The following is a 21,076-nucleotide window of genomic DNA, read 5'->3' as shown; positions in this document are numbered from 1 at the left end:
CTTTCATCAACGAATATCGATGCTAGGCGGTTGTTATTTCACCCAGCCTGGGGCTGTGGCAATAAAGTAAGGGTTTAAAATGTCAGGTTTTTGATTATAAGTTAATGGTTCACCTGACTCATAACAGACAACTGTGCCGCCTGCACTTTCGAGCACAGCTTGCGCCGCCGCAGTATCCCATTCGCTGGTAGGGCCTAGCCTGGGGTACAGATCGGCACTGCCTTCTGCCAACATACAAAACTTAAGCGAGCTACCCACACTTAAGATGTCATGCTCGCCAAACTGTTGTAAATATTGCGCTAAACCTGGGCTCAAGTGCGAGCGGCTGCCAACAATCATCGGCATTTCGCGTGGCGTGTTGGCGCCCAATAAGGGGCTCTCTTGACCCGCTTGTTGACGCCATGCACCTAAATGCTTAGCGCCGTAATAATAGGTATCGAGCACAGGCGCATAAACCACACCTGCGATAGCAACCCCTTGATGGATAAGCGCAATATTGACGGTAAACTCGCCATTGCGCTTAATAAACTCCTTAGTGCCATCTAAAGGGTCAATCAACCAATAGGTTTGCCATTGACGACGCACGTCCCACGCAATATCCGCCGCTTCCTCAGACATAATAGGAATACCGACAAACTGCTGCGCCAATGCCGCCACTATCACGTGGTGCGCGGCTAAATCGGCGGCCGTCACGGGGCTATCGTCACCCTTGTGGCTCACCGAAAAGTCATCATGACCATAAACAGTCATAATGGCATCGCCCGCCGCTTTGGCAATCGCGACCACTTGCAATAGATCTTGTTTGGTCAATGTCTGTGCTATTGTCGTCTTGTTTGTCACTGAAACGTCCTTAATGCATTAAATATCTTGGCATTATGCCATTGTCATCCAAGGGGAATTTAGAACAAATTCATCATACATCAAGCAAAATAGACTAAGACTCGCGGCCTAAACCACGGCACACAAAACCACAGATTAACAAAGTGATTACGATACTAAGGCAAGCCATCGGCGCTGAGAAGGGGCTTGAGTCCAGCTGCATTCGTATTCACAGCCTATGTTTTCATATTGATAGTCTACATTTGTCGCTTAAATCTGATTATTGGCGGGCTTATTGTTTTCGACAGCGTTAATCACTGCGATAACGTAAACGCTTAACGCCTGATTAAAGCAGCCTAAAGCAAAATGTGAGTCACGCTCATTATCGTCAAGATAACCGCCGCAACATGCGATTCAGTTGCTGACGCCAATCTTGCCACTCGATCTGTTCAGGCATCAACAGTGCATGATGGGTCACCAAAGTGGAACGTAATTTACCACTGTTTAACACACTATAACTCGGCCTTTTTGCCAAATTGACACCGCGGTTTAGTGCCTGCTTAGCATAATCCGCACTGGTAATCGGCTGGATATCCACAGGTTGACTTAACAGATTGAGCGCTAGGGCTTGTCGCTGGATTTCACAGGCAAACTCATACCAACTGCATTGGCCTTGAGCGCTATAATGAAATACGCCAGAGCACTGCTGCACGACTAATTGCCATATTACCTTAGCGAGTGCATCACTCCATGTCGGGCAGCCGATTTGATCGGCTATCACCTGCAAACTTGGCTGAGTACGCATCAAGTTCAGCATGGTGTTGACAAAATTATGCCCATCTTGACCGTAAAGCCATGAGGTGCGCACAATCGTTGCGCAATCACCCAAGACCGCCAATACCCTCTGCTCACCAAGCAACTTACTCTTACCGTAAGCAGACAACGGCTTGGGAGCATCAAGTTCAACAAATGGCCTTGGTAAATGAACTTGGTTTGGGTTTGGGTTTGGGTTTGAATTTGAAGCTGAGTCTGGGTTTTGATGTTGTTCAACGCCACTTTCTCTAGCATCGCAAACAACACGTTCAGCAGCATGAGCAATCTCGCAAACAGCTTGACCACCAAACACATAATCGCTCGACACATGCAGCAAGCGGGCGCCCGACAACAAACATTGCTGCGCCAATAACTCAGGGCCGAGTGCATTCACCCGATGCGCTTCGATTGCGTCATGCTCAGCAGCGTCTACCGCATTATAGGCCGCGCAATTGATCACCCAGCTTGGTCGATATTGATCAAACACTGCTGCAATATTGGCGGCATCGGTAATGTCTAACTGACTGCGACTTAACGCATAAAGCTCCAGCGGTATGCTTGTGTTTGTGCTTGCGTTGCTATTTAGGGCTAGCTCGCCAATATTGGCAGCGATTCTCAGCAAGGCCTCTGCGAGCTGACTCTTCGCGCCCGTGATTAACACGACTTGCGGGATGTTGGCTTCTGTGGTGCTCGCCTCAGCGCATTGAGTTGGCATCGCCTCAGTGACCACTATTTTCATCACGAATCATATTCACTATGCATCTATTAATTGAGCATCGTCACTAAATAAGGGGATCAAATCGGCGACGGTTTCATGACCACGGGCGGCTAAAAAGGCCAAGAGTGCCGAAGGACTGCGATTGAGTAATCGTGATGGCGGATAAGCCACTTCATCAATGATCGCTTGCGCCCGCGCAAAACCGCCTAAACTAAAGGCCACATGGGAATCAGAGCCCATAACTAAAATAGTGCCAAATTCCTTGGCCGCTTTAGCAATCGCAGTGCAATTGGCTTCGCTGCCCTTACGGGAAACTTCAAAGGAGGAATTATTAATTTCGAGCGCTACACCGTATTCGGCAGCGGCGCGGGCAACGGCTTCAATATCAATTGGATAGGCAGGGTTTCCCGGATGAGTAATGATATCGACCTTGCCGCTTTTAATGGCATTAATCATAGCCTCTGTGTGGGTTGCCTTATCAGATGGCGGATAAACCGGCTCATGAAATCCCGCGAGCACAATATCGAGCTGCTTTAGATAATCGCCAAAGAAATCAATCTCGCCGTCGATATTTTTTATGTTGGCTTCGATACCGCGCAAAATCCCGACGCCATCGACCATACGTGGCAGCACTCTTAAATTCACAAAGTGCCAAAAATGCGGTGCATCCGCCATCGCAGGCCCATGATCTGTATTCGCAAATAGGCGAATACCCTTCTGTTTTGCTACGGCAATATAGTCATGAATCGTGCTATAAGCATGGCTTGAAGCCACAGTATGGGTATGAGTGTCGACTTGGTACTGCATGGTTCACCTCAGTCAAATGATTCAATCAATTTAGAAAAACTGGCCACGATTTAACTAAAAAGCGATAACAATTCATCTGCGCTTCCTTGCCATGTGCCCTTACCTTTACCTTCGAGAATACTGTCCGCCAGACTTTGTTTATGCTGCTGCATTTCTTGGATTTTTTCTTCTACAGTCCCTTCGGCAATCAGCTTATACACAAACACTGGCTTATCTTGGCCGATACGATGGGCTCTGTCCGTAGCCTGTTTTTCCGCCGCTGGATTCCACCAAGGATCGTAATGGATCACAGTATCCGCCGCGGTGAGATTGAGCCCAGTCCCGCCCGCTTTTAAGCTGATTAAGAACACAGGCGTATCGCCCTCTTGGAACTTATCTATCTGGGCTTGACGCAGGCGAGTTTGTCCTGTGAGCTTACTGTAATCGAGTCCCAAGTCCACCAGCTCAGCTTCAATCAGGCTGAGCATGCTAGTGAACTGGCTGAAGATCAATATCTTACGCCCCTCTTGCACCATCTCGGGCAAGTTCTGTTTTAGCCAGTCTAACTTAGCATTACTCTTCACTTTTTGCGCTTGCTCTAACTTCACCAAGCGCGGATCGCAGCAGGCTTGGCGTAGCTTAAGTAAGGCATCGAGAAACTCAATATGACTGCTGCCAACGCCTTGAGTGGCAAATAAATCCCGCAGTTTTTTCTCCATTACCAGTCGAATACTCTCGTAGAGATTACGCTGATCTTTTTCTAACTCTAAGCTCTGGGAGATTTCGGTTTTAGGGGGTAATTCACCGACCACTTCATCTTTGGTTCGGCGCAGCACAAAAGGCGCAATCCGCTGACTCAAGATTTGCGCTTGTTCCATATCGCCATAACGTTCAATTTTGTGCCTAAAGGATTTATTAAAGAAAGCATTAGTACCAAGTAATCCGGGCAAACAAAAATCCATCAAGGACTTAAGTTCACCTAAGTGATTTTCAAGCGGCGTACCCGACAGGCACAATCTAAACGGCGCTTTAAGATCTTTAATCACTTGAGTCACTTTCGCCTGCGCATTTTTAATCTGCTGCGCTTCATCGAGCACGATATGTTCAAACACCTGCTGTTGATAATAGTCACTGTCGCGCACAATCAGCGGATAGGTCGTCACCACAATATCAAACTCACCTAAGCGTTCGAGTAAAGGCTTACGTAAGGCGCCATGAATGACGACAAGCTTTAACGAAGGCGCAAATTTCGCGGCTTCTTTCGCCCAATTGCCCACTAAACTCGTTGGGCAAATAATGAGGCTCGGTACATGGCTAGCACCCGTCGGTTTTAACGCTTGCTGCTTAAGTAAAAAGGCCAAGGTTTGAATGGTTTTACCCAGTCCCATATCGTCGGCCAAAATACCGCCAAGCTGATATTCCTTTAAAAAACAGAGCCAATTTAAGCCTTGCTGTTGATACTGGCGTAACTCAGCATGTAAGTTGTCTGGGACTGCGACCTCTAACACACCGTTAAAATTTTCAAGCTTAGTTGCTAAACTGCGCACCCGTTCGCCATTAAGCAGGCGAATATCGCTGTCGGCAAAATCATTTAATAGGTGGGCACGGTATTTAGGCAAAGACACGCTATTGCCTTTATGGCTGTCGAACAGTTCTAAAATTATGCTGATCAGCGGCTTAATCACGCTGGCTTTGACTTTTAACCAATCGCCATTCGGGCTGGGTAGCAGTAATTCTGCATCATCTGCCGGTTCACCATACTGCTTAAGCCAAGTGGCAATTAAGGGCAGCATAGGCACCATTTGGCCATCGATATCGGCATTCAGTGACAGGGAGAACCAACCCTCTTGGGTATCATCCAGTTCAATCGCCAATGGAGTATCAATCACATTCAAACTGAAATGGTCGGCAAAATGCACTTGGTAACCTAAAGCCTCTAGCGCTGGGATTTCCTGTTGAATAAAGTGCAACCAAGCATCAATGGTTTCTGGCAGTGACCCTAAACCCCAAATGCTGACATAGCTGCCACTATTCGGGATATAAGATGGCGCCAGCTCCACCAGTTCCAATGCCATCAAACGATTAATCGCATCCATTTCCGCATCGAGTTGACGCGCGACTTGATAGGTTTTGCTTTGATGGGTAACTAAGGACAAGGGCTCGTCGGGATATTGGCCGCCAAGTACCACGTCTTGATAGACAAACTCCAACAGCACCAGTGGCTGCGCCATAGCAAACTCGGGTAACTCCTGTGAAGTTAAGGTCAACCTGACTTGCAGCGGCACTTGCAGCTCGACAAAATCAATCGAAGCGGGCGTAGGTACGGTTTTTGCCGAAAAATGCTTAATCAGTTTGTGGCTCACCATTTCAATTTGCGAGCTAGGCACTGGCGGCATCTGGCTGAGTAACAAGAGTTTTTCAACGCTGATCTCTGTCTCTAATGCGCCTATCTTAAAATAATCTAAATCGATATAAGTCGGCGGCTCACAGGGGATCAGCTCCCAATTTTCTTTATTGGGCAACGTTAACTGCATCTGCTTATGCTCGGCATCCTTATCCAGCCAAATGAATTCTGGCTTTAACGGTTCACCTCGGGTAAGCGGTAAACGACTCTCTTCCCAAAAACACCGTTCAGTGACGAGCATTTTTTCCAGCGCCATAGCGCCTAACTGAGCTTTGAGGTACAAACGCGAGGCACCGTGGCGGCGGGTCGACATAATGAGATTGATGATGAGTACGTCTTCGGCGCCAATCCAAGCGGGCATGTAATATTGCACATCGGATAACGCGATTTTAGAGCCTTTGTTATAGCCGCCCTTCTTCGCCAGCTTGCCTTTTCTTAGTTCAAGGTAAACGCCGTTATCATCTTTGGATAATACGTACAGCACGCGATCGTCATAGAGTAAATCGACATTTGAAACCGTGAGATCATCACTTTCGTCTAGCAGATGTAACCACTGGGCAATACGTTGATCTTCAACGGTTCTATCACTCAGTAAACTGTAAAGCACTGCGGCAATATGCTTGCAATGCCCAGTGGCGGGGCATGAACAGAAGCCATTCATGATCAACTTATGGTTAACACTCACGAGGCGAATATCTTGTCGATAGGGCTGGGATTCCGTCCCCATGACGCGACCTTCAATATGACGAAAATCGGCATTCGCTTTAGCGCTCAAGACCCGTCCCTTCATCACATAATCACGCGCGCGCATTAAGGTTGGCGGCGTGAATAATGACTCAATCGTGGTGCGAGTCAATTGGATAGGATCTTGGGGGGACAAGCGATTCATGTAAAAACCTTGAAACTAAAAATATCGATACCTAACAATAGCAAGCCATTGCCGAGCGACATTTATCAATGAGTTGTGTGGGATTGTATTGAAAGCCTTGGCCGAAAGCCAGAATGATAGCCTCTATCGATAAACCCACCCTGCCTGCAAGATAAGAGAACACACTTATTCGCAGACAGGATCTGGATTTAAACTCGCATAAAGCCATTGATAAATCAGGTGTTAGCGTTGGATTAATCACTAAGCGTTAACGGTTGCAACCAAGGGCTAAACTTTAGCTTTAGCCTTTTGCTTTAGCCTCAGCACTTTTTGTATCAGCAATGTAGCGATCGACCAATGTTTCTAAGATATCCAAGGGCACGGCGCCATTTTTCAGTACCACATCATGGAAGTCTCTGAGATCGAACTTATCCCCTAGGGCCGACTTGGCTTTTTCACGCAGTTCAAGAATTTTCATCATGCCGACTTTATAAGCCGTCGCTTGGCCTGGCATAACGATATAACGCTCAATCTCTGCCGTGACATCACGATCGGACATGCCAGTGTTTTTCTTCATATAGTCAATCGCTTGCTCACGAGTCCAACGGCTATGGTGAATGCCCGTATCTACCACTAGACGCACAGCGCGGAACAACTCTGCCTGCAAACGACCGATATTATCAAAGGGATCCTTTTGAAAACCAAGCTCCCACGCCAAACGTTCGCTATATAAAGCCCAACCTTCAATGTACGCCGTAAAAGGCGCCATCTTACGAATAAGTGGCATACCTTCTAACTCCATCGCCACCGCAATTTGGAAATGATGCCCAGGGATCCCCTCGTGGTAGGCTAAAGTGCGCATACCGTATTTAGGTGTGGCCTTGATGTCATATAAATTGGCATAGAAACGCCCCGGACGACTGCCGTCAATCGCGGGCTGCTGATAATAGGCACCCGGTGCTGTTTTCTCTTTAAATTCAGGGATACGCACCACTTCCATGCCCGCTTCGGGTCGAATACGGAAGGCATCACCGAGTCCCGCATTCACTTCATCGAGAATATGCTGATAATCAACCAGAATTTGCGCTCTGCCCGCATCGCTATCTTCGTAGTAAAACTTAGGATCGGCGGCTAATGCTTCAATCGCGACCGAGAAACCTTGGCTCACATCGTAGCCTTCAGCGGCTAAGATAGTCATGATCTCGCTCTGAATGCGATCCACCTCAGCCAGCCCTTTGGCATGGATTTCGTCAGCAGTGTAATTAGTGGTCGTAAAGAACTTCAGCAATTGCTCATAGGCAAGGTCGCCATTAGGCAACGCCCAGTAACCATCATCCGTCCCTGCTTTGGCTTGTAACTGGGTAAAGTAGTCAATAAATAATTGATATGCTGGATGCACGTAACCTTTAATGTCCGCTTCGGCGGCGGCCAATAACCGTGCTTGTTCATCGGCACTGATATCCGTGTCAGACAATTTGGTTTTGAAGGAACTGTATAGAATATTGTCTTGGATCGGCGTCGCGACAAAATCATTCATCTCGGTGAGCACCCGATCAATCACGAACTTAGGCGGAATAATCCCTTTAGCTTCACGGATTTTTAAGCCTTCGAGAGTTTGCGTAAACTTAAGTTTCACCTTTTGTAAACGCGACAGATAGTTTTCAGCATCGCCCACAGAATGGACTTGGTGCTGTGCCTGCATAAAGCTGGGATACCCGTTTTGCACACCAAACAACTGATTCAGCGGATAGTTATGGTAACGATACGGCTCAGAGACCAATGCGAAATCGGCAAGATATAAGGCAATGTCCTTGGAGATACGTTGATTTTCATCTAAATCCGCATCGGAATAGCTCAATAAGGTTTCACGTAGATCTCGCACTTGCGCGAAAGTCTTATCCATCGCCTCTGGACTATCATCATCCAACTCGGCGTTATGGCCTGTAATCCCTACCGATTCTAAGAAGCCCAATGAAGTTAAGGTCTCAGGGCTTTCAAAAGCCATCTTGACCACACTTCGATCTAAAAACGCGCGAAAGAAAAACGGCTTTTTCGCAAACCATTCATGGGCGGCCAGCGCCGCTAATAACAGCACTAAGACTAAGCTGCCGAGTCCAATCCGTTTTAGTACTGTTTTCAACGTCATTCTCCATTCTTATTATATTGGGTCTACAGTTATCGCACTGAATCTAAAGCTCAAGCACGCTGTTATTTTGCAGACGAGAATATCACCAACACAAATAGGCAACAATTTAATAACGTAACTAAGCGTGACTGAATCCTGTCTCTGGCATACAGGGCGCATCCCACACTCCACAGGCACCTAATAGGTAAACTGTCGCTAAGTCGCGACAAACAGACAAAATATTTTTTACGCTCGATAACTTTCAAACTAGCTACGTATCCATTTGAATATAAACAGTTATAAAGAATAGCTTTCCAAAAATCTTTCCATAATTCTCTCTATAGATGAAAGGTATTTCAAAATAAAGCTATACAAACCCCTAGAGTGTGTTAATCTGCACTCCGGCCTGTGATTCAGACCTATTTATAAGCAATATTATGTATTTGAAAACCTTCGCTACGCCTGTAATATTTTTTGCTGTCATGAAGCTTTCCACTCATAACTTATCATCAATGTAAATAATTCTATTTCTGGCTAACATCCCGCATAATTGCGAATTATTTGTTTGAAAATTTTGGAGACATTCATGTCTAAAACTACTGGTGTAGTTAAATGGTTTAACGAAGATAAAGGTTTTGGTTTTATTTCTCCTGACAATGGTGGCGCTGACGCATTCGTTCATTTCCGCGCAATCGTTTCAGAAGGCTTTAAAACTCTTGCTGAAGGTCAAAAGGTTTCTTTTGATATCGAACAAGGCCAAAAAGGTCCTCAAGCTGCGAACGTAGTTATTCTGTAATTAGACTTTGTCTAATTTAAGTTAACAAGTTCCAGACAAAAATGCCGACATTATGTCGGCATTTTTATATCTGCGTTTTCATTCATCACTCACGCTGACTTAACCTTTAGCCGTGCAGCAGTTTAGCTTCCGCTTTCTCAAGTCTTCGTGGTTTACCCACTATCAGTAAGATATCCCCTGCACGAAAAACCCAGTCCTGCTCAGGATGTTCCACTTCTGCGCCACTGCGACGAATCGCCCTTAACTCCACCCTCAATGTTTCCCACATGATCTCAGCAACGGTTTTACCAATCGCATCTGCACCACGCGGTAACGCCACCGCATGCAATGACTCTAAGGTGAAATCGGTTTCTGTGCCGGAAAAGAAACCATGCAAAAATTGATAATGATTGCGCCGCTCTGACTCTAAGCGTTTTAAAATCCGCGCCAGTGGCACACCACATTGGTGTAGCACCTGTGACACTAACATCAGGCTGCCTTCCAAAGACTCAGGGATCACTTGATTGGCACCGGCTTTTTTCAGTAAGTCTAAATCACTATCGTCTTTAGTTCTGACTAAAATTTTAGCGTCTGGCGCCAATAACTTACATAAGGGTAAGACTTCTTCCAAACTGCGCGACTCACAAAAAGTGATGACGATCATCTTAGCCTGCTTAACGCCTATTTGTTTTAACATCGCCCGTTTACACACATCCCCGAAGTAAATAGGTTCGCCGGCACGACGCGCCTCAGAGACACGAGTCGGATCGAGATCCATGACCAGATAAGGTACAGCTTCAGTTTTCAAAAAACGGGCGATAGTCTGCCCGACTCGGCCGTAACCAAAAATCATCACCAGATCATGCTCATCCATCAAGAGTGGCACAGCTTCATCCACATGTTTTGCCTGCCTTATTCCTAACACCCACTTAGCAATATCCACGCTATGGCGAACTAACCACGGGGCTATCGTCATGGAAAGCACGGCGACCATGACTAACATGGTACTGATTTCATTATCTAGAAGTTGATAGTTAACAGCTAAAGCCAACACCACAAAACTGAATTCGCCCACTTGGGCTAGGCTCATGGCGGTGCTCATCGCAATCCGAAAGGGTTCGCCAACCAATCTTAAGATCCCATTAATTATCAGCGCCTTACCGAGTACAACGGCCACTAAGATCAACAATATCTGCCACCAGAAACGCATCACTAAGGTAAAGTCCAGCATCATGCCGATGGAAATGAAAAACAGCCCCATCAATAGATCGCGAAACGGCCGGATATCCGCCTCAAGTTGGCGACGGTACTGGCTTTCCCCCAGCAGCATGCCCGCCATAAATGCCCCCAACGCCATAGATAAACCCAGCCATTGGGTAAATGCGCCTGTCACTAAAGCCACCACCAGTGTTGATAACACGAAGAGTTCGTTAGAGCGGGAGCGGGCAACTTCGTCAAAAATCCGCGGCAGTGCCCATTTACCAAAAGCCATCAAGAGGAAAAAGGCCAAAATACCTTTGAGCAAGGCAAAGGCGATATTCGCGACCATCAAAGGTTCGCCGCCATTGGCCAGTAATGGTAATAGGATCAACAGCGGCACAACCGCTAAATCTTGGAATAATAAGACGCTGACGGATAGCTCACCATGACGACGACGCAACCACCCCTGTTCATTGAGTAATTTTAGGACGATGGCTGTAGATGATAAAGCAATGGCAGCTCCGATAACTAAGGCTTCGACCCAATTAAGACCACACAACAGGGCCACGCCCATAGTCAACAGGGTCGTTATCACCATCTGTGCACTGCCTAAGCCAAATACGGTACGGCGCATGGCCCACAGCCGCGGCACGGAGAACTCTAAGCCTAAGGTAAACATCAGTAGCACTACCCCAAGTTCAGCGACAGATTGCATTTGATGCTGGGTAAACCAATGAAAACCGCTCGGTCCACTCACTACACCAGTGAGTAAATAAGCCAGAATTGCGGGTAAGCCCAAACGGCGCAGCACAGCAATAGCCACAATGGCAATCACTAACATAAGTAGTACTTGGATTAAGAAGCTATGTTCCATTGGAGCTATGACTCCTGTCAAAATGCTGACGTGTCAAAAAAACTAACGCTGAGTTTTAAGCTTAACTGAATGACTAACAAAGACAAATTTTATTAACAAATATTACGGCACGGTATTTGCTTAGACTAGGTAAGAGATGTATCGCACTAACATTTGCTGGAGTGATGATTATGGACTTTGGCCTAGCGACCGAGCTATATCCCGACGAATATCGCTATCAAACAGAACATTATAGTCCCAATGATAATCCATTGGACTTGGTACAAGTGATCCAACAACTGCACGCCAGTTTAGATCCAAGGACAGTCTTTGCCTGCTATGGCAAAGTGCTGGGACAACACTTGCCGATCCAAGGTGTGCGCTTAAGTTATGGCGAACATAAATTAAGCTGGGGCAAACGTTATGGTATCAGCGTCAAACGACAGCTGATATGTGCTGGTATGCCGCTGACGATTCAATACCAGTTATTGACGCCACTGACGCCATCGCAAACCTCAAACCTGAAAGAGATTGAGCCGCTGTTATTGCAACCGTTATTAAATGCAATGCAATACCAAGAAATGTCGATGCAAGCCATGTTTGACTCGCTCACAGGTTTAGGTAATCGCCATTACTATAGTCAAAGTCTCAGCAATGCGACCGCCAGAGCCCATAGAAAACAAGGTTCTGTCGCTCTCATAGTGCTCGATTTAGATAACTTTAAACAGCTAAATGATAAATTCGGCCATAAATGTGGTGATTATATTCTGAAGGAATTTGGCGACATCATTCGTGCGACCATACGTAATACGGATCAAGCATTCCGTATCGGCGGTGACGAATTCGTGATTATTGTCCAAGGCAATATTCATGCGGCAGGCTTGCTATGCGAACGGATTGTCTCGGCCATCAATCAGCACAGTAGTTTCACCCAGTTTGGAGTGAGCTGTAGTTTAGGTGCGGCAGAATCACACGATACCATTGAAGCCGAACAACTTTATGAACTTGCCGATAAGGCGCTATATCAAGCTAAAGCAGCGGGACGTAACTGCTATAAACTCAGCCAAAATCAATTAGTTTAGACGCGCAGGGATGCCAAATGAAATGCGATAACAAACTCGCAGCGCGTAATCTGTGAAGGTTCAAAACGAAAGGAAAGTTAATATCTCAATGTAGATCTCAAGGAAGATTCGAATCAAACTGACGTGCTGCGACCTACTCTTTCTTACTTTGCTGCTTTACTGCTTTCCTACTTAAAAAGAATAACACCGCAACGACTCACAAAAACTCCAGCGACAACTCCCAACCCCTTACTTCGCCAAACAAGCACTTAAACAGAAGCTTGAGATACCTGCAAACCTAGTCCATTCGACTCAAGAATAAAGCTTTTTTCAACCCACAGCCCAATCGCCATAACCAGTTGCTCGTTATAAAACACGAAACCGACCTTTTCACGTACCCAAGGCGGAACGCCAAACTCTTGCCACAGTTTCTTTAATTCTCGTCCCTTGCCACGGGAATGGGGATGACAGCGACATTGCCCCGCAAGTTGATAACGCACACTCACCACTTCATCTGGCCGAGGAAAGCGAGCTCTAGGCCCTTGTTTAGAGGCACTGAGACGTATCGACTCACCACATGTAACCTCCGCAGGTTTCACGTCTAATTGAGTAACGTCTGATTGAGTCACGTCAAATTGAGTGATATGGCCCTGCACTAAAGGATTTAGGAGCTGCAAAGGAAATGCCCAGCTAGCAGGCTTAACATGACGCATGCGGGTTTGATACTTAAATAAATACACTTGATTAGCAAAGCGGCGAATTTCACATTCACCGACACGAATATGCACTTTGGCATCATCTTTCGCGGTTAAAAGCTGAGTGATGATCTGATTAAGCTGCACCTTTGAGGGCAAGGCAAAACCTTGTGATTCGATAAAACCCCGCAAGAGTAATGCTTGCCAATCGGCTGACTGCTCAGCAAAACCATCGAGCTTGAATACACTTTGAGTATGATAAGGCGCTTGGGTTAACCATAAAGGTAAACGTTCACTCACCTGTAAATCCAACGTTGCCTGTTGCTCGGCGCACAATGCCGCGCTGCGACTCGCGGTTGTCGCAATACTCGGCCAACGCGCTTTCAAGCGGGGAATGATTTCTAAACGTAAAAAATTACGATCGTACTTATCGTCTTGATTACTTTCATCTTCGATATGCACTAAGCCTTGCTGTTTTGCGTAGGCCTCAATCTGCTCACGGCTAATATCCAATAACGGCCGCAATTGTTTGCCTTGTGCTAATGCTTGTACTTGCCCCATGGCAGCCAGCCCTTTCGGGCCCTGACCACGTTTCAGCGCCAATAGGATAGTTTCCAGCTGATCATCTTCATGGTGGGCCGTTAACAACACATCATTTGCAGTTAAATGCCGTTCAATCGCTTGATAACGGACTTTTCGTGCTTCGGCTTCAAGGCTTAATCTGGGTCCGCGATTAACTGTCACTCGCTCAACCGTTACGGGCAAACCATAATGTTGACCACGCTCAAGACAATGCTGCGCCCAAGAATCAGCGTTATCACTTAAGCCGTGGTGCACATACACCAGTTGATAGCTAAACTCGGGATGTTGCCGCGCAAACTGACTCAAGCCAAAAGCTAAGACTTCGGAATCAACCCCGCCACTGTAAGCCAGCACTAACTTGCAGCGAGGCGCTAAAGACTGCGCTGTCAAAAAAGCACGGATATGCTCGCTGAGATTGCCAGCTGCCAATGGCTCATCAAACTTAGCCGACATAGGTTAACTTCATCTGTTTGCACCTAAGACATTCGCCAACATTAGAATAAAATTCTCACCTTGTTTGGCCCGAGCAGCGATTCAAGCGAGAGCATCAAGTCATCGGTCGGATTCACTCGCCAAGCATCGGCGAGCCTAAATTGACCTTTGACTTGGGCTTGAGTGTAGTTGATCACTACAGGCACGGCGCCGTTACGCCACGGGCTTAGGGCTTGCTCGAAGGTATCAAGGGCTGATGGCGTTAACTCACTGCCATCCATATCGATTTCTAACGCCTTAGCAAAGTGACTTCGCGCCTCACTGATGTCGATAATGTTACGCGCCGTCATGCGGTTGCCGCCGGCAAAATCATCGTAACTCACCTCACCTTCACAAATGAGGATACGATCTTTTTCCAGCAGATGATTAAACTTTTCAAAGGCTTCGGTAAACAACATGATCTCAAGCCGCGCGCTCTTATCATCAAGCGTCAACAGACCCATTTTCGATCCGCGCTTGGTCAACATCACGCGTGTTGCCACCACTAACCCTGCAGCCTTGGCTGTTTTACCGCGCTCGGTAGGATGCACATCTTTCAAACGCCCGGACGTGTAATGCTTAAGCTCTTTTAAATACTGATTGATCGGATGACCGGTCAAATACAAGCCTAAGGTTTCACGCTCGCCTTCAAGCCAAATTTTATCTGGCCAAGGGGTACATTCAACAAACTGCTGCTTACTGTCTTCGGGTTCACTGTTGAGCAAACCAAACATATCGTGTTGGCCAATCGCTTCGGCTTTAGCATGTTGATCGGCGGCGCGAATGGCTTCGGGCAAGGTGGCCATCATTGACGCACGGTGCGGCCCAAGATTGTCTAAGGCGCCCGCGCAGATCAGCTTTTCAATCACGCGCTTATTGAGTTTTTTCAAATCAATGCGGGCACAGAAATCGAATAAATCGACAAAGGGGCCGTCTTTACGCGCCTCTAAAATCGATTCAACTGGGCCTTCACCCACACCTTTAATGGCGCCAATGCCATAAACAATGCGCAGATCATCATCGACGGTAAATTTGAACAAACCTTTGTTCACATCCGGCGGAATAAGCGGCAAGCCCATCCGCTCACATTCATCGACCAAGGTCACAATTTTATCTGTGTTATCCATATCGGCCGACATTACCGCCGCCATAAACTGCGCAGGAAAATGGGTTTTAAGCCATAAGGTTTGATAGGAAACCAGCGCATAAGCGGCTGAGTGGGATTTGTTAAAACCGTAGCCGGCAAATTTTTCCACTAAGTCGAAGATCTTCATCGACAAGTCGCCATCGACGCCGTTATTGATTGCGCCTTCTTTAAAGATACTGCGCTGCTTGGCCATCTCTTCGGGCTTTTTCTTACCCATAGCACGGCGCAGCATGTCGGCGCCGCCAAGGGTGTAGCCCGACAGCACCTGCGCAATCTGCATCACCTGCTCTTGATACAGAATAATGCCGTAGGTCGGCGATAACAGCTCACGAAGCGATTCATGCTGATACTGAGAATCTGGGTATGAGACTTCCTCGCGCCCATGCTTACGTTCGATAAAGTTATCTACCATGCCCGATTGCAACGGCCCCGGACGGAATAGTGCCACCAGTGCAATCATGTCTTCGAAACAGTCGGGCTGCAGACGCTTAATCAAGTCCTTCATACCACGGGATTCGAGCTGGAAGACCGCCGTGGTTTCATACTTTTGCAGCAAACGGAAACAGGCGGGATCTGTGAGTGAAATCGCCTCAATCCGTATTGGTTTGCGCCCGTTTTTCACTTCGACCTTATTCACCATCTCGAGCGCCCAGTCGATAATCGTCAGGGTTCTTAATCCCAAGAAGTCGAACTTAACCAGCCCTGCGGTTTCAACGTCGTTTTTATCGAATTGTGTTACTGGGTTTTTGCCTTCTGCATCACAATAGAGCGGCGCAAAATCGGTAATTTTTGTCGGTGCGATCACCACACCACCGGCGTGCTTACCAGCGTTACGGGTTACGCCCTCGAGCTTACGGCACATGTCGATCAGATCTTTGACGTCTTCATCGGCATCATAGGATTCTTGCAACGCTGGCTCGACTTCAAAGGCTTTCGCCAGTGTCATGCCAGGTTCAGGGGGAATGAGTTTAGAAATTCGGTCAACGAAACCATAGGGATGACCGAGCACACGGCCAACGTCACGGATAACCGCTTTTGCCGCCATAGTACCAAAGGTGATAATTTGCGATACCGCTTCGCGGCCGTACAACTCGGCCACGTGGTCGATCACTTCATCGCGTCTATCCATGCAAAAATCGACGTCAAAGTCGGGCATGGAAACACGCTCAGGGTTCAAGAAGCGTTCGAACAGTAAGTCAAATTCGAGCGGATCTAAGTCGGTGATTTTGAGCGCATAGGCCACAAGTGAACCCGCACCCGAACCACGACCGGGTCCCACTGGGATACCGTTATCTTTACCCCATTGAATGAACTCCATTACGATCAAGAAGTAACCAGGGAAGCCCATCTGGTTGATTACTTTGAGTTCAATATCAAGGCGCTCATCGTATTCGCCCCGTTTCTCGGCGCGCACTTCAGGGTCCGGGAACAAAAACTCGAGCCGCTCTTCAAGGCCCTTCCTCGAGCAATCAACCAGAAAGTCTTCTATGGACATATCGCCCGTCGGGAAGTTGGGCAGAAAATACTCGTACAAACGAATCGTCACGTTGCAACGTTTAGCGATTTCGACACTGTTCGCCAGCGCCGCGGGAATGTCGGCAAATAGCTCGCACATTTCCTCTTCGCTACGTAAATACTGCTGTTCACTGTACTTTTTAGGACGGCGCGGATCGGCAAGGGTAAAACCATCGTGGATCGCGACTCGAATTTCATGGGCGTCGAAATCCTCAGGTTTAAGGAACACGACCTGATTGGTTGCGACCACAGGAATGCCTTTCTCCTGCGCTAAGATCACTGCCATGTGTAGATAACGCTCTTCGTCTGGGCGGCCGGTACGGATAAGTTCGAGAAAATATCGATCGGCGAAATGTGTCTGATAAAACTCACATAAAGATTCAACCTGAGTGCTATTACCCTTGAGGAGCGCCTTACCCAGATCGCCCTCTTTGGCACCTGATAACAGCAAAATGCCTTCGTTATAAGTGAGTAACCACTCTTGGTCGATCACCACACGCCCAGCCACTTGACCACGCAAATAGGCCTGACTGATAATTTGGGTCAGATTCTGATAACCAACATTGTTCATCGCAATTATGGTCAAGGCGCATAATTCGCCTTCGAATCCGGGCACTTGCATCCAAAAATCGGCGCCGATAATCGGTTTGATCCCCGCACCATGGCAACCACTGTAAAACTTAACCAAACCACAAAAATTGTTTTGGTCAGTCAGGGCGACAGCCGCCATTCCCTGCGCTTCCACCTGCGCCAAAATAGGCTTGACCTTGGCCACGCCATCGGTCATTGAGAAGTCACTGTGGACACGAAGATGCACAAAACGAGGATCGGACATAATTAGGATTATCTTTGAATAGCAGGTTAACAATAACTAGAAAGCAGACTAACAAAGTCACGCAGCCAGAGCCAGTGACTTTGCCGGATAACGGGAACTATAGTGCTAAAAGCAGCGCTTACAGTCCCAGTAATGCCTTGACGGGTTTGAAACTTTTACGATATTGGTCAAACACACCATGTTCGGCTATGGCCTCAAAATGCGCCTTAGTTGGATAGCCCTTATGTTTTGCAAAACCGTATTGCGGATAAGCGGCATCGAGCACGTCCATCTCGCGGTCCCGCGTCACTTTCGCGATGATCGAAGCGGCGCTGATGCTGGCAATCAAACCATCACCTTTAATGATGCTGTGGCTGGTAAGCCCAGCGCCATTATGGGCAACAAAGATGGGGCTACGATTGCCATCCACAAGCACAAGCTGAGGGGCAATATTAAGCCCAGCAACTGCACGCTGCATCGCCAACATAGTGGCGTGCAGAATATTCAGCTCATCGATTTCAGCAGGACTGGCACGGCCAACGTGATAACACAAAGTTTTATCACAAATCTCATCGAACAGGGCTTCGCGGCGTTTCTCACTGAGTTTTTTAGAATCATTCAGACCACTGATGGGCTTGTTTGGGTCTAAAATTACCGCGGCAGTGACCACATCGCCGACTAAGGGGCCGCGGCCGACTTCATCCACACCGGCAATTAAACCCGTTGAAAAGGCGAGCAAATCGGCTTCGGTTAAACTTTTATAGGTTGCCACTAATGAGCCTCCTGCGATTTAGCATGAGTGTGTTTAGGCTCAACCAGCGCCATTACCGCCTCGGCGGCTTTTAAACTTGCATCACGGCGTAATACTTGGTGCAGAGCTTCAAACTCGGCTTTAAGCGGCGCAAAATCGCGATTGAGCTCAAGGGTGACTGCCGCCGCAATTTTCTCTGGGGTGCAATCTTCTTGGATGAGTTCTGGGACGAGATCTTTTCCAGCCAGCAAATTCGGTAACGAGAAACGCTCCACCTGCATCATGCGCTTAGCAATGCGATAGGTTATCGGGCTCACCCGATAAGCCACCACCATAGGACGCTTGACCAGCATGGCTTCTAACGTCGCTGTACCAGAGGCCAATAAAATCCCATCGGCTGCCGTCATCACTTCACGCGACTGACCTTCAATCATGTGGATTTCAAGATCTGGCGCAAAATCCTTCAGCGCTTGCTCAAATTGGTCACGACGTTTTTGATTCACCAGCGGCGTCACAAAACGTATGTCGGGGAAATTTTGTCTAATCAATAAAGCTGCTTTCACAAACGGCTCGGCCAGTTGCTTTAACTCACCGCCGCGGGAACCGGGCAGAATCGCTAAGTATTCAGCATCAGCATCTAGTCCGAGCAAGGCACGGGCAGCCGCCTTATCGCTTTGCATGGGAATATCGTCGGCCAAGGTATGACCGACAAAGGTACAAGGCACCTGATGCTGATCGTAAAAGGCTTTCTCAAAAGGCAACAGCGACAACACCATATGGGTGGCTTTGGCGATTTTGAATATCCGTTTTGGACGCCACGCCCACACAGACGGGCTCACATAATGAACCGTCTTAATGCCACGCGCTTTGAGTTTAAGCTCGAGGCCAATATTAAAATCCGGTGCATCTATACCAATAAAACAATCGGGCTTAAGCGTGGTAATCTCTTTAATCAGGGAGGCACGTACTGTTAATAAACGAGGCAAACGGGATAGCACTTCTACAATCCCCATCACGGCGAGCTCTTCCATCGCAAACAGGGATTTAAAGCCGAGGGCTTCCATACGGGGACCACCAATACCGACAAAGCGCGCATCGGGGTGATTCTTTTGCAGCGCCGCCATTAAACCTGCGCCTAAAATATCGCCCGAGAGTTCTCCGGCAACCATGGCAAACACTAATGGAGTTTTATTGCTCATAAACCAATCATGTCTCATGAATGAATGACATTGGATGACGGAGCGAACAACAGCTAAAACACATCATTCCAAGCCATACTGATGTAAATTAATGATTAAGCTCATTGATGGTTGAATGCACAAGGACATTACTAACAAAAACGTCTAACCACCCAATAGGCTTAAGCCAATAATACAAAAGGGCATAAAAATGCCCTTTTGTTGTCGTGTGGTCATCAGGTTAGCGAATAATGCCGCGACTCGATGACTTTACAAATTCAAGGAACAATTTCACTTGCTCATCGTTCTGCGCATCTTCAGCCAACGCTTCAATCGCTTCTTCAACTGTCAAGCTGCTGCGATATAAGGTTTTATAAGCGCGGCGCACTGCCAATTGGCTTTCTTTAGAAAAACCACGACGCTTCATGCCTTCGCTGTTTAAACCGCGTGGAATCGTCGGTTGACCTGCCGCCATAACAAAGGGAGGTACATCCTGCAGCACTAAAGAACAACCTGCAGTAAACGCATGGGCACCGATATGCACAAACTGGTGAACACCTGTCATGCCGCCTAAAATCGCCCAATCACCCACATGTACGTGACCCGCGATAGAAGCGTTATTGGCCATGATCACATTGTCGCCGACCACACAGTCATGGGCGATATGTACATAGTTCATAAACAGGTTGTTCGACCCAATACGCGTCTCACTGTTATCTTGAACTGTACCGCGGTGGATAGTCACGTTTTCACGGATGACGTTATTGTCACCAATGATCAGTCGTGTGGGTTCGCCAGCGTACTTTTTGTCTTGGCACTCTTCGCCTACTGAGGCGAATTGAAAAATACGATTACCTTTGCCGATAATCGTTGGGCCTTTAACAACCACATGGGAACTCAACCAACAATCATCGCCAATTTCAACGCCTGCACCGATATAGGTCCAAGGGCCAATGGTGACGTTATTGCCAATTTTTGCATCGGGATGCACAAACGCTAATGTATCTATCACTGACTAATCTCTCTGCGGGCACACATGATTTCAGCGGAACAAACCACTTCACCATCCACTTTGGCCTCACCGTAGAAGACGCCAATCCCGCGGCGCTCTTTAATCATTTTGACATCAAAATGGATTTGATCTCCTGGCTCAACGACACGTCTAAAACGCGCATTGTCGATACCAGCAAAGTAATACAACACCCCTGGAGGCGGCACATCACTGCTCATGGTTTTAAATGCTAACAGGCCAGTTGCCTGCGCCATGGCTTCTAAAATAAGCACGCCTGGCATCACAGGCTGAATCGGGAAATGTCCCTGAAAAAATGGCTCATTTATTGAAACGTTTTTAATCGCCTGCAGACTGACACCTGGGGTGTAGTCCAGCACACGATCGATCAATAAGAATGGATATCTATGGGGCAGATATTTAAGTATTTCTTTAATATCCATAGTGTTCATTTGATTAGACACGAACCGAGTTCCTCAAATTGCTTTGGAG

Annotated in this window: 14 protein-coding genes; 2 read left to right on the top strand and 12 right to left on the bottom strand. The window is 47.4% G+C overall.

The window, feature by feature from the left end:
- Nucleotides 1-33 precede the first annotated feature (33 nt).
- From cysQ to AC5YB3_RS18945, 5 genes are all read right to left on the bottom strand, one after another.
- Nucleotides 34-840 (bottom strand): 3'(2'),5'-bisphosphate nucleotidase CysQ, encoded by an 807-nt coding sequence (gene cysQ, locus AC5YB3_RS18965; protein ID WP_494525941.1) that lies wholly within the window; start codon nt 838-840, stop codon nt 34-36.
- Nucleotides 841-1,207: 367 nt separating this feature from the next.
- Nucleotides 1,208-2,371 (bottom strand): SDR family oxidoreductase, encoded by a 1,164-nt coding sequence (locus AC5YB3_RS18960; RefSeq protein ID WP_494525940.1) that lies wholly within the window; start codon nt 2,369-2,371, stop codon nt 1,208-1,210.
- A 15-nt stretch (nt 2,372-2,386) separates the two neighbouring features.
- A complete protein-coding gene (locus tag AC5YB3_RS18955) occupies nt 2,387-3,157 on the bottom strand; it encodes a phosphatase (protein WP_259483228.1) in 771 nt (256 codons plus the stop codon).
- Nucleotides 3,158-3,207: 50 nt separating this feature from the next.
- A complete protein-coding gene (locus AC5YB3_RS18950) occupies nt 3,208-6,429 on the bottom strand; it encodes a DEAD/DEAH box helicase (RefSeq protein ID WP_494525939.1) in 3,222 nt (1,073 codons plus the stop codon).
- Between the two features lie 280 nt (nt 6,430-6,709).
- A complete protein-coding gene (locus AC5YB3_RS18945; RefSeq protein WP_494525938.1) occupies nt 6,710-8,554 on the bottom strand; it encodes a DUF885 domain-containing protein in 1,845 nt (614 codons plus the stop codon).
- Nucleotides 8,555-9,119: 565 nt separating this feature from the next.
- On the opposite strand from AC5YB3_RS18945, the gene cspE reads away from it, so the two are divergent.
- On the top strand, nt 9,120-9,329 hold the full coding sequence (gene cspE, locus AC5YB3_RS18940) for a transcription antiterminator/RNA stability regulator CspE (RefSeq protein WP_006080998.1): 210 nt from the start codon (nt 9,120-9,122) through the stop codon (nt 9,327-9,329).
- 106 nt (nt 9,330-9,435) lie between these two features.
- On the opposite strand, the gene AC5YB3_RS18935 is transcribed toward cspE, so the two are convergent.
- A complete protein-coding gene (locus AC5YB3_RS18935) occupies nt 9,436-11,382 on the bottom strand; it encodes a monovalent cation:proton antiporter family protein (RefSeq protein ID WP_494525937.1) in 1,947 nt (648 codons plus the stop codon).
- Nucleotides 11,383-11,552: 170 nt separating this feature from the next.
- Between AC5YB3_RS18935 and dgcS the strand changes: the two genes are divergently transcribed.
- On the top strand, nt 11,553-12,443 hold the full coding sequence (gene dgcS, locus AC5YB3_RS18930) for a diguanylate cyclase DgcS (RefSeq protein ID WP_006080996.1): 891 nt from the start codon (nt 11,553-11,555) through the stop codon (nt 12,441-12,443).
- Between the two features lie 248 nt (nt 12,444-12,691).
- Here the strand turns inward: dgcS and tilS are convergent, their stop codons facing one another.
- The 6 genes from tilS to fabZ all read right to left on the bottom strand — a co-directional run bounded on the left by tilS (nt 12,692) and on the right by fabZ (nt 21,048).
- On the bottom strand, nt 12,692-14,152 hold the full coding sequence (gene tilS, locus AC5YB3_RS18925) for a tRNA lysidine(34) synthetase TilS (RefSeq protein ID WP_494525936.1): 1,461 nt from the start codon (nt 14,150-14,152) through the stop codon (nt 12,692-12,694).
- Between the two features lie 41 nt (nt 14,153-14,193).
- Nucleotides 14,194-17,667, bottom strand: coding sequence for a DNA polymerase III subunit alpha (gene dnaE / locus AC5YB3_RS18920; RefSeq protein WP_494525935.1), 3,474 nt, complete (start codon nt 17,665-17,667; stop codon nt 14,194-14,196).
- A 118-nt stretch (nt 17,668-17,785) separates the two neighbouring features.
- Complete coding sequence (gene rnhB / locus AC5YB3_RS18915; RefSeq protein ID WP_494525934.1) at nt 17,786-18,418, bottom strand: ribonuclease HII; 633 nt, start codon at nt 18,416-18,418, stop codon at nt 17,786-17,788.
- Nucleotides 18,418-19,596, bottom strand: coding sequence for a lipid-A-disaccharide synthase (gene lpxB / locus AC5YB3_RS18910; RefSeq protein WP_494525933.1), 1,179 nt, complete (start codon nt 19,594-19,596; stop codon nt 18,418-18,420). Before lpxB ends, rnhB begins: the two co-directional genes overlap by 1 nt.
- A 220-nt stretch (nt 19,597-19,816) precedes the next feature.
- Nucleotides 19,817-20,587 (bottom strand): acyl-ACP--UDP-N-acetylglucosamine O-acyltransferase, encoded by a 771-nt coding sequence (gene lpxA / locus AC5YB3_RS18905; RefSeq protein WP_006080991.1) that lies wholly within the window; start codon nt 20,585-20,587, stop codon nt 19,817-19,819.
- Nucleotides 20,584-21,048, bottom strand: coding sequence for a 3-hydroxyacyl-ACP dehydratase FabZ (fabZ, locus tag AC5YB3_RS18900; protein ID WP_006080990.1), 465 nt, complete (start codon nt 21,046-21,048; stop codon nt 20,584-20,586). Before fabZ ends, lpxA begins: the two co-directional genes overlap by 4 nt.
- Nucleotides 21,049-21,076 lie beyond the last annotated feature (28 nt).

It is taken from the genome of Shewanella sp. 1311 (assembly GCF_059338235.1).
Note: the sequence above shows the minus strand (reverse complement) of the source record. Positions and strands in the feature narration are given on the sequence as shown.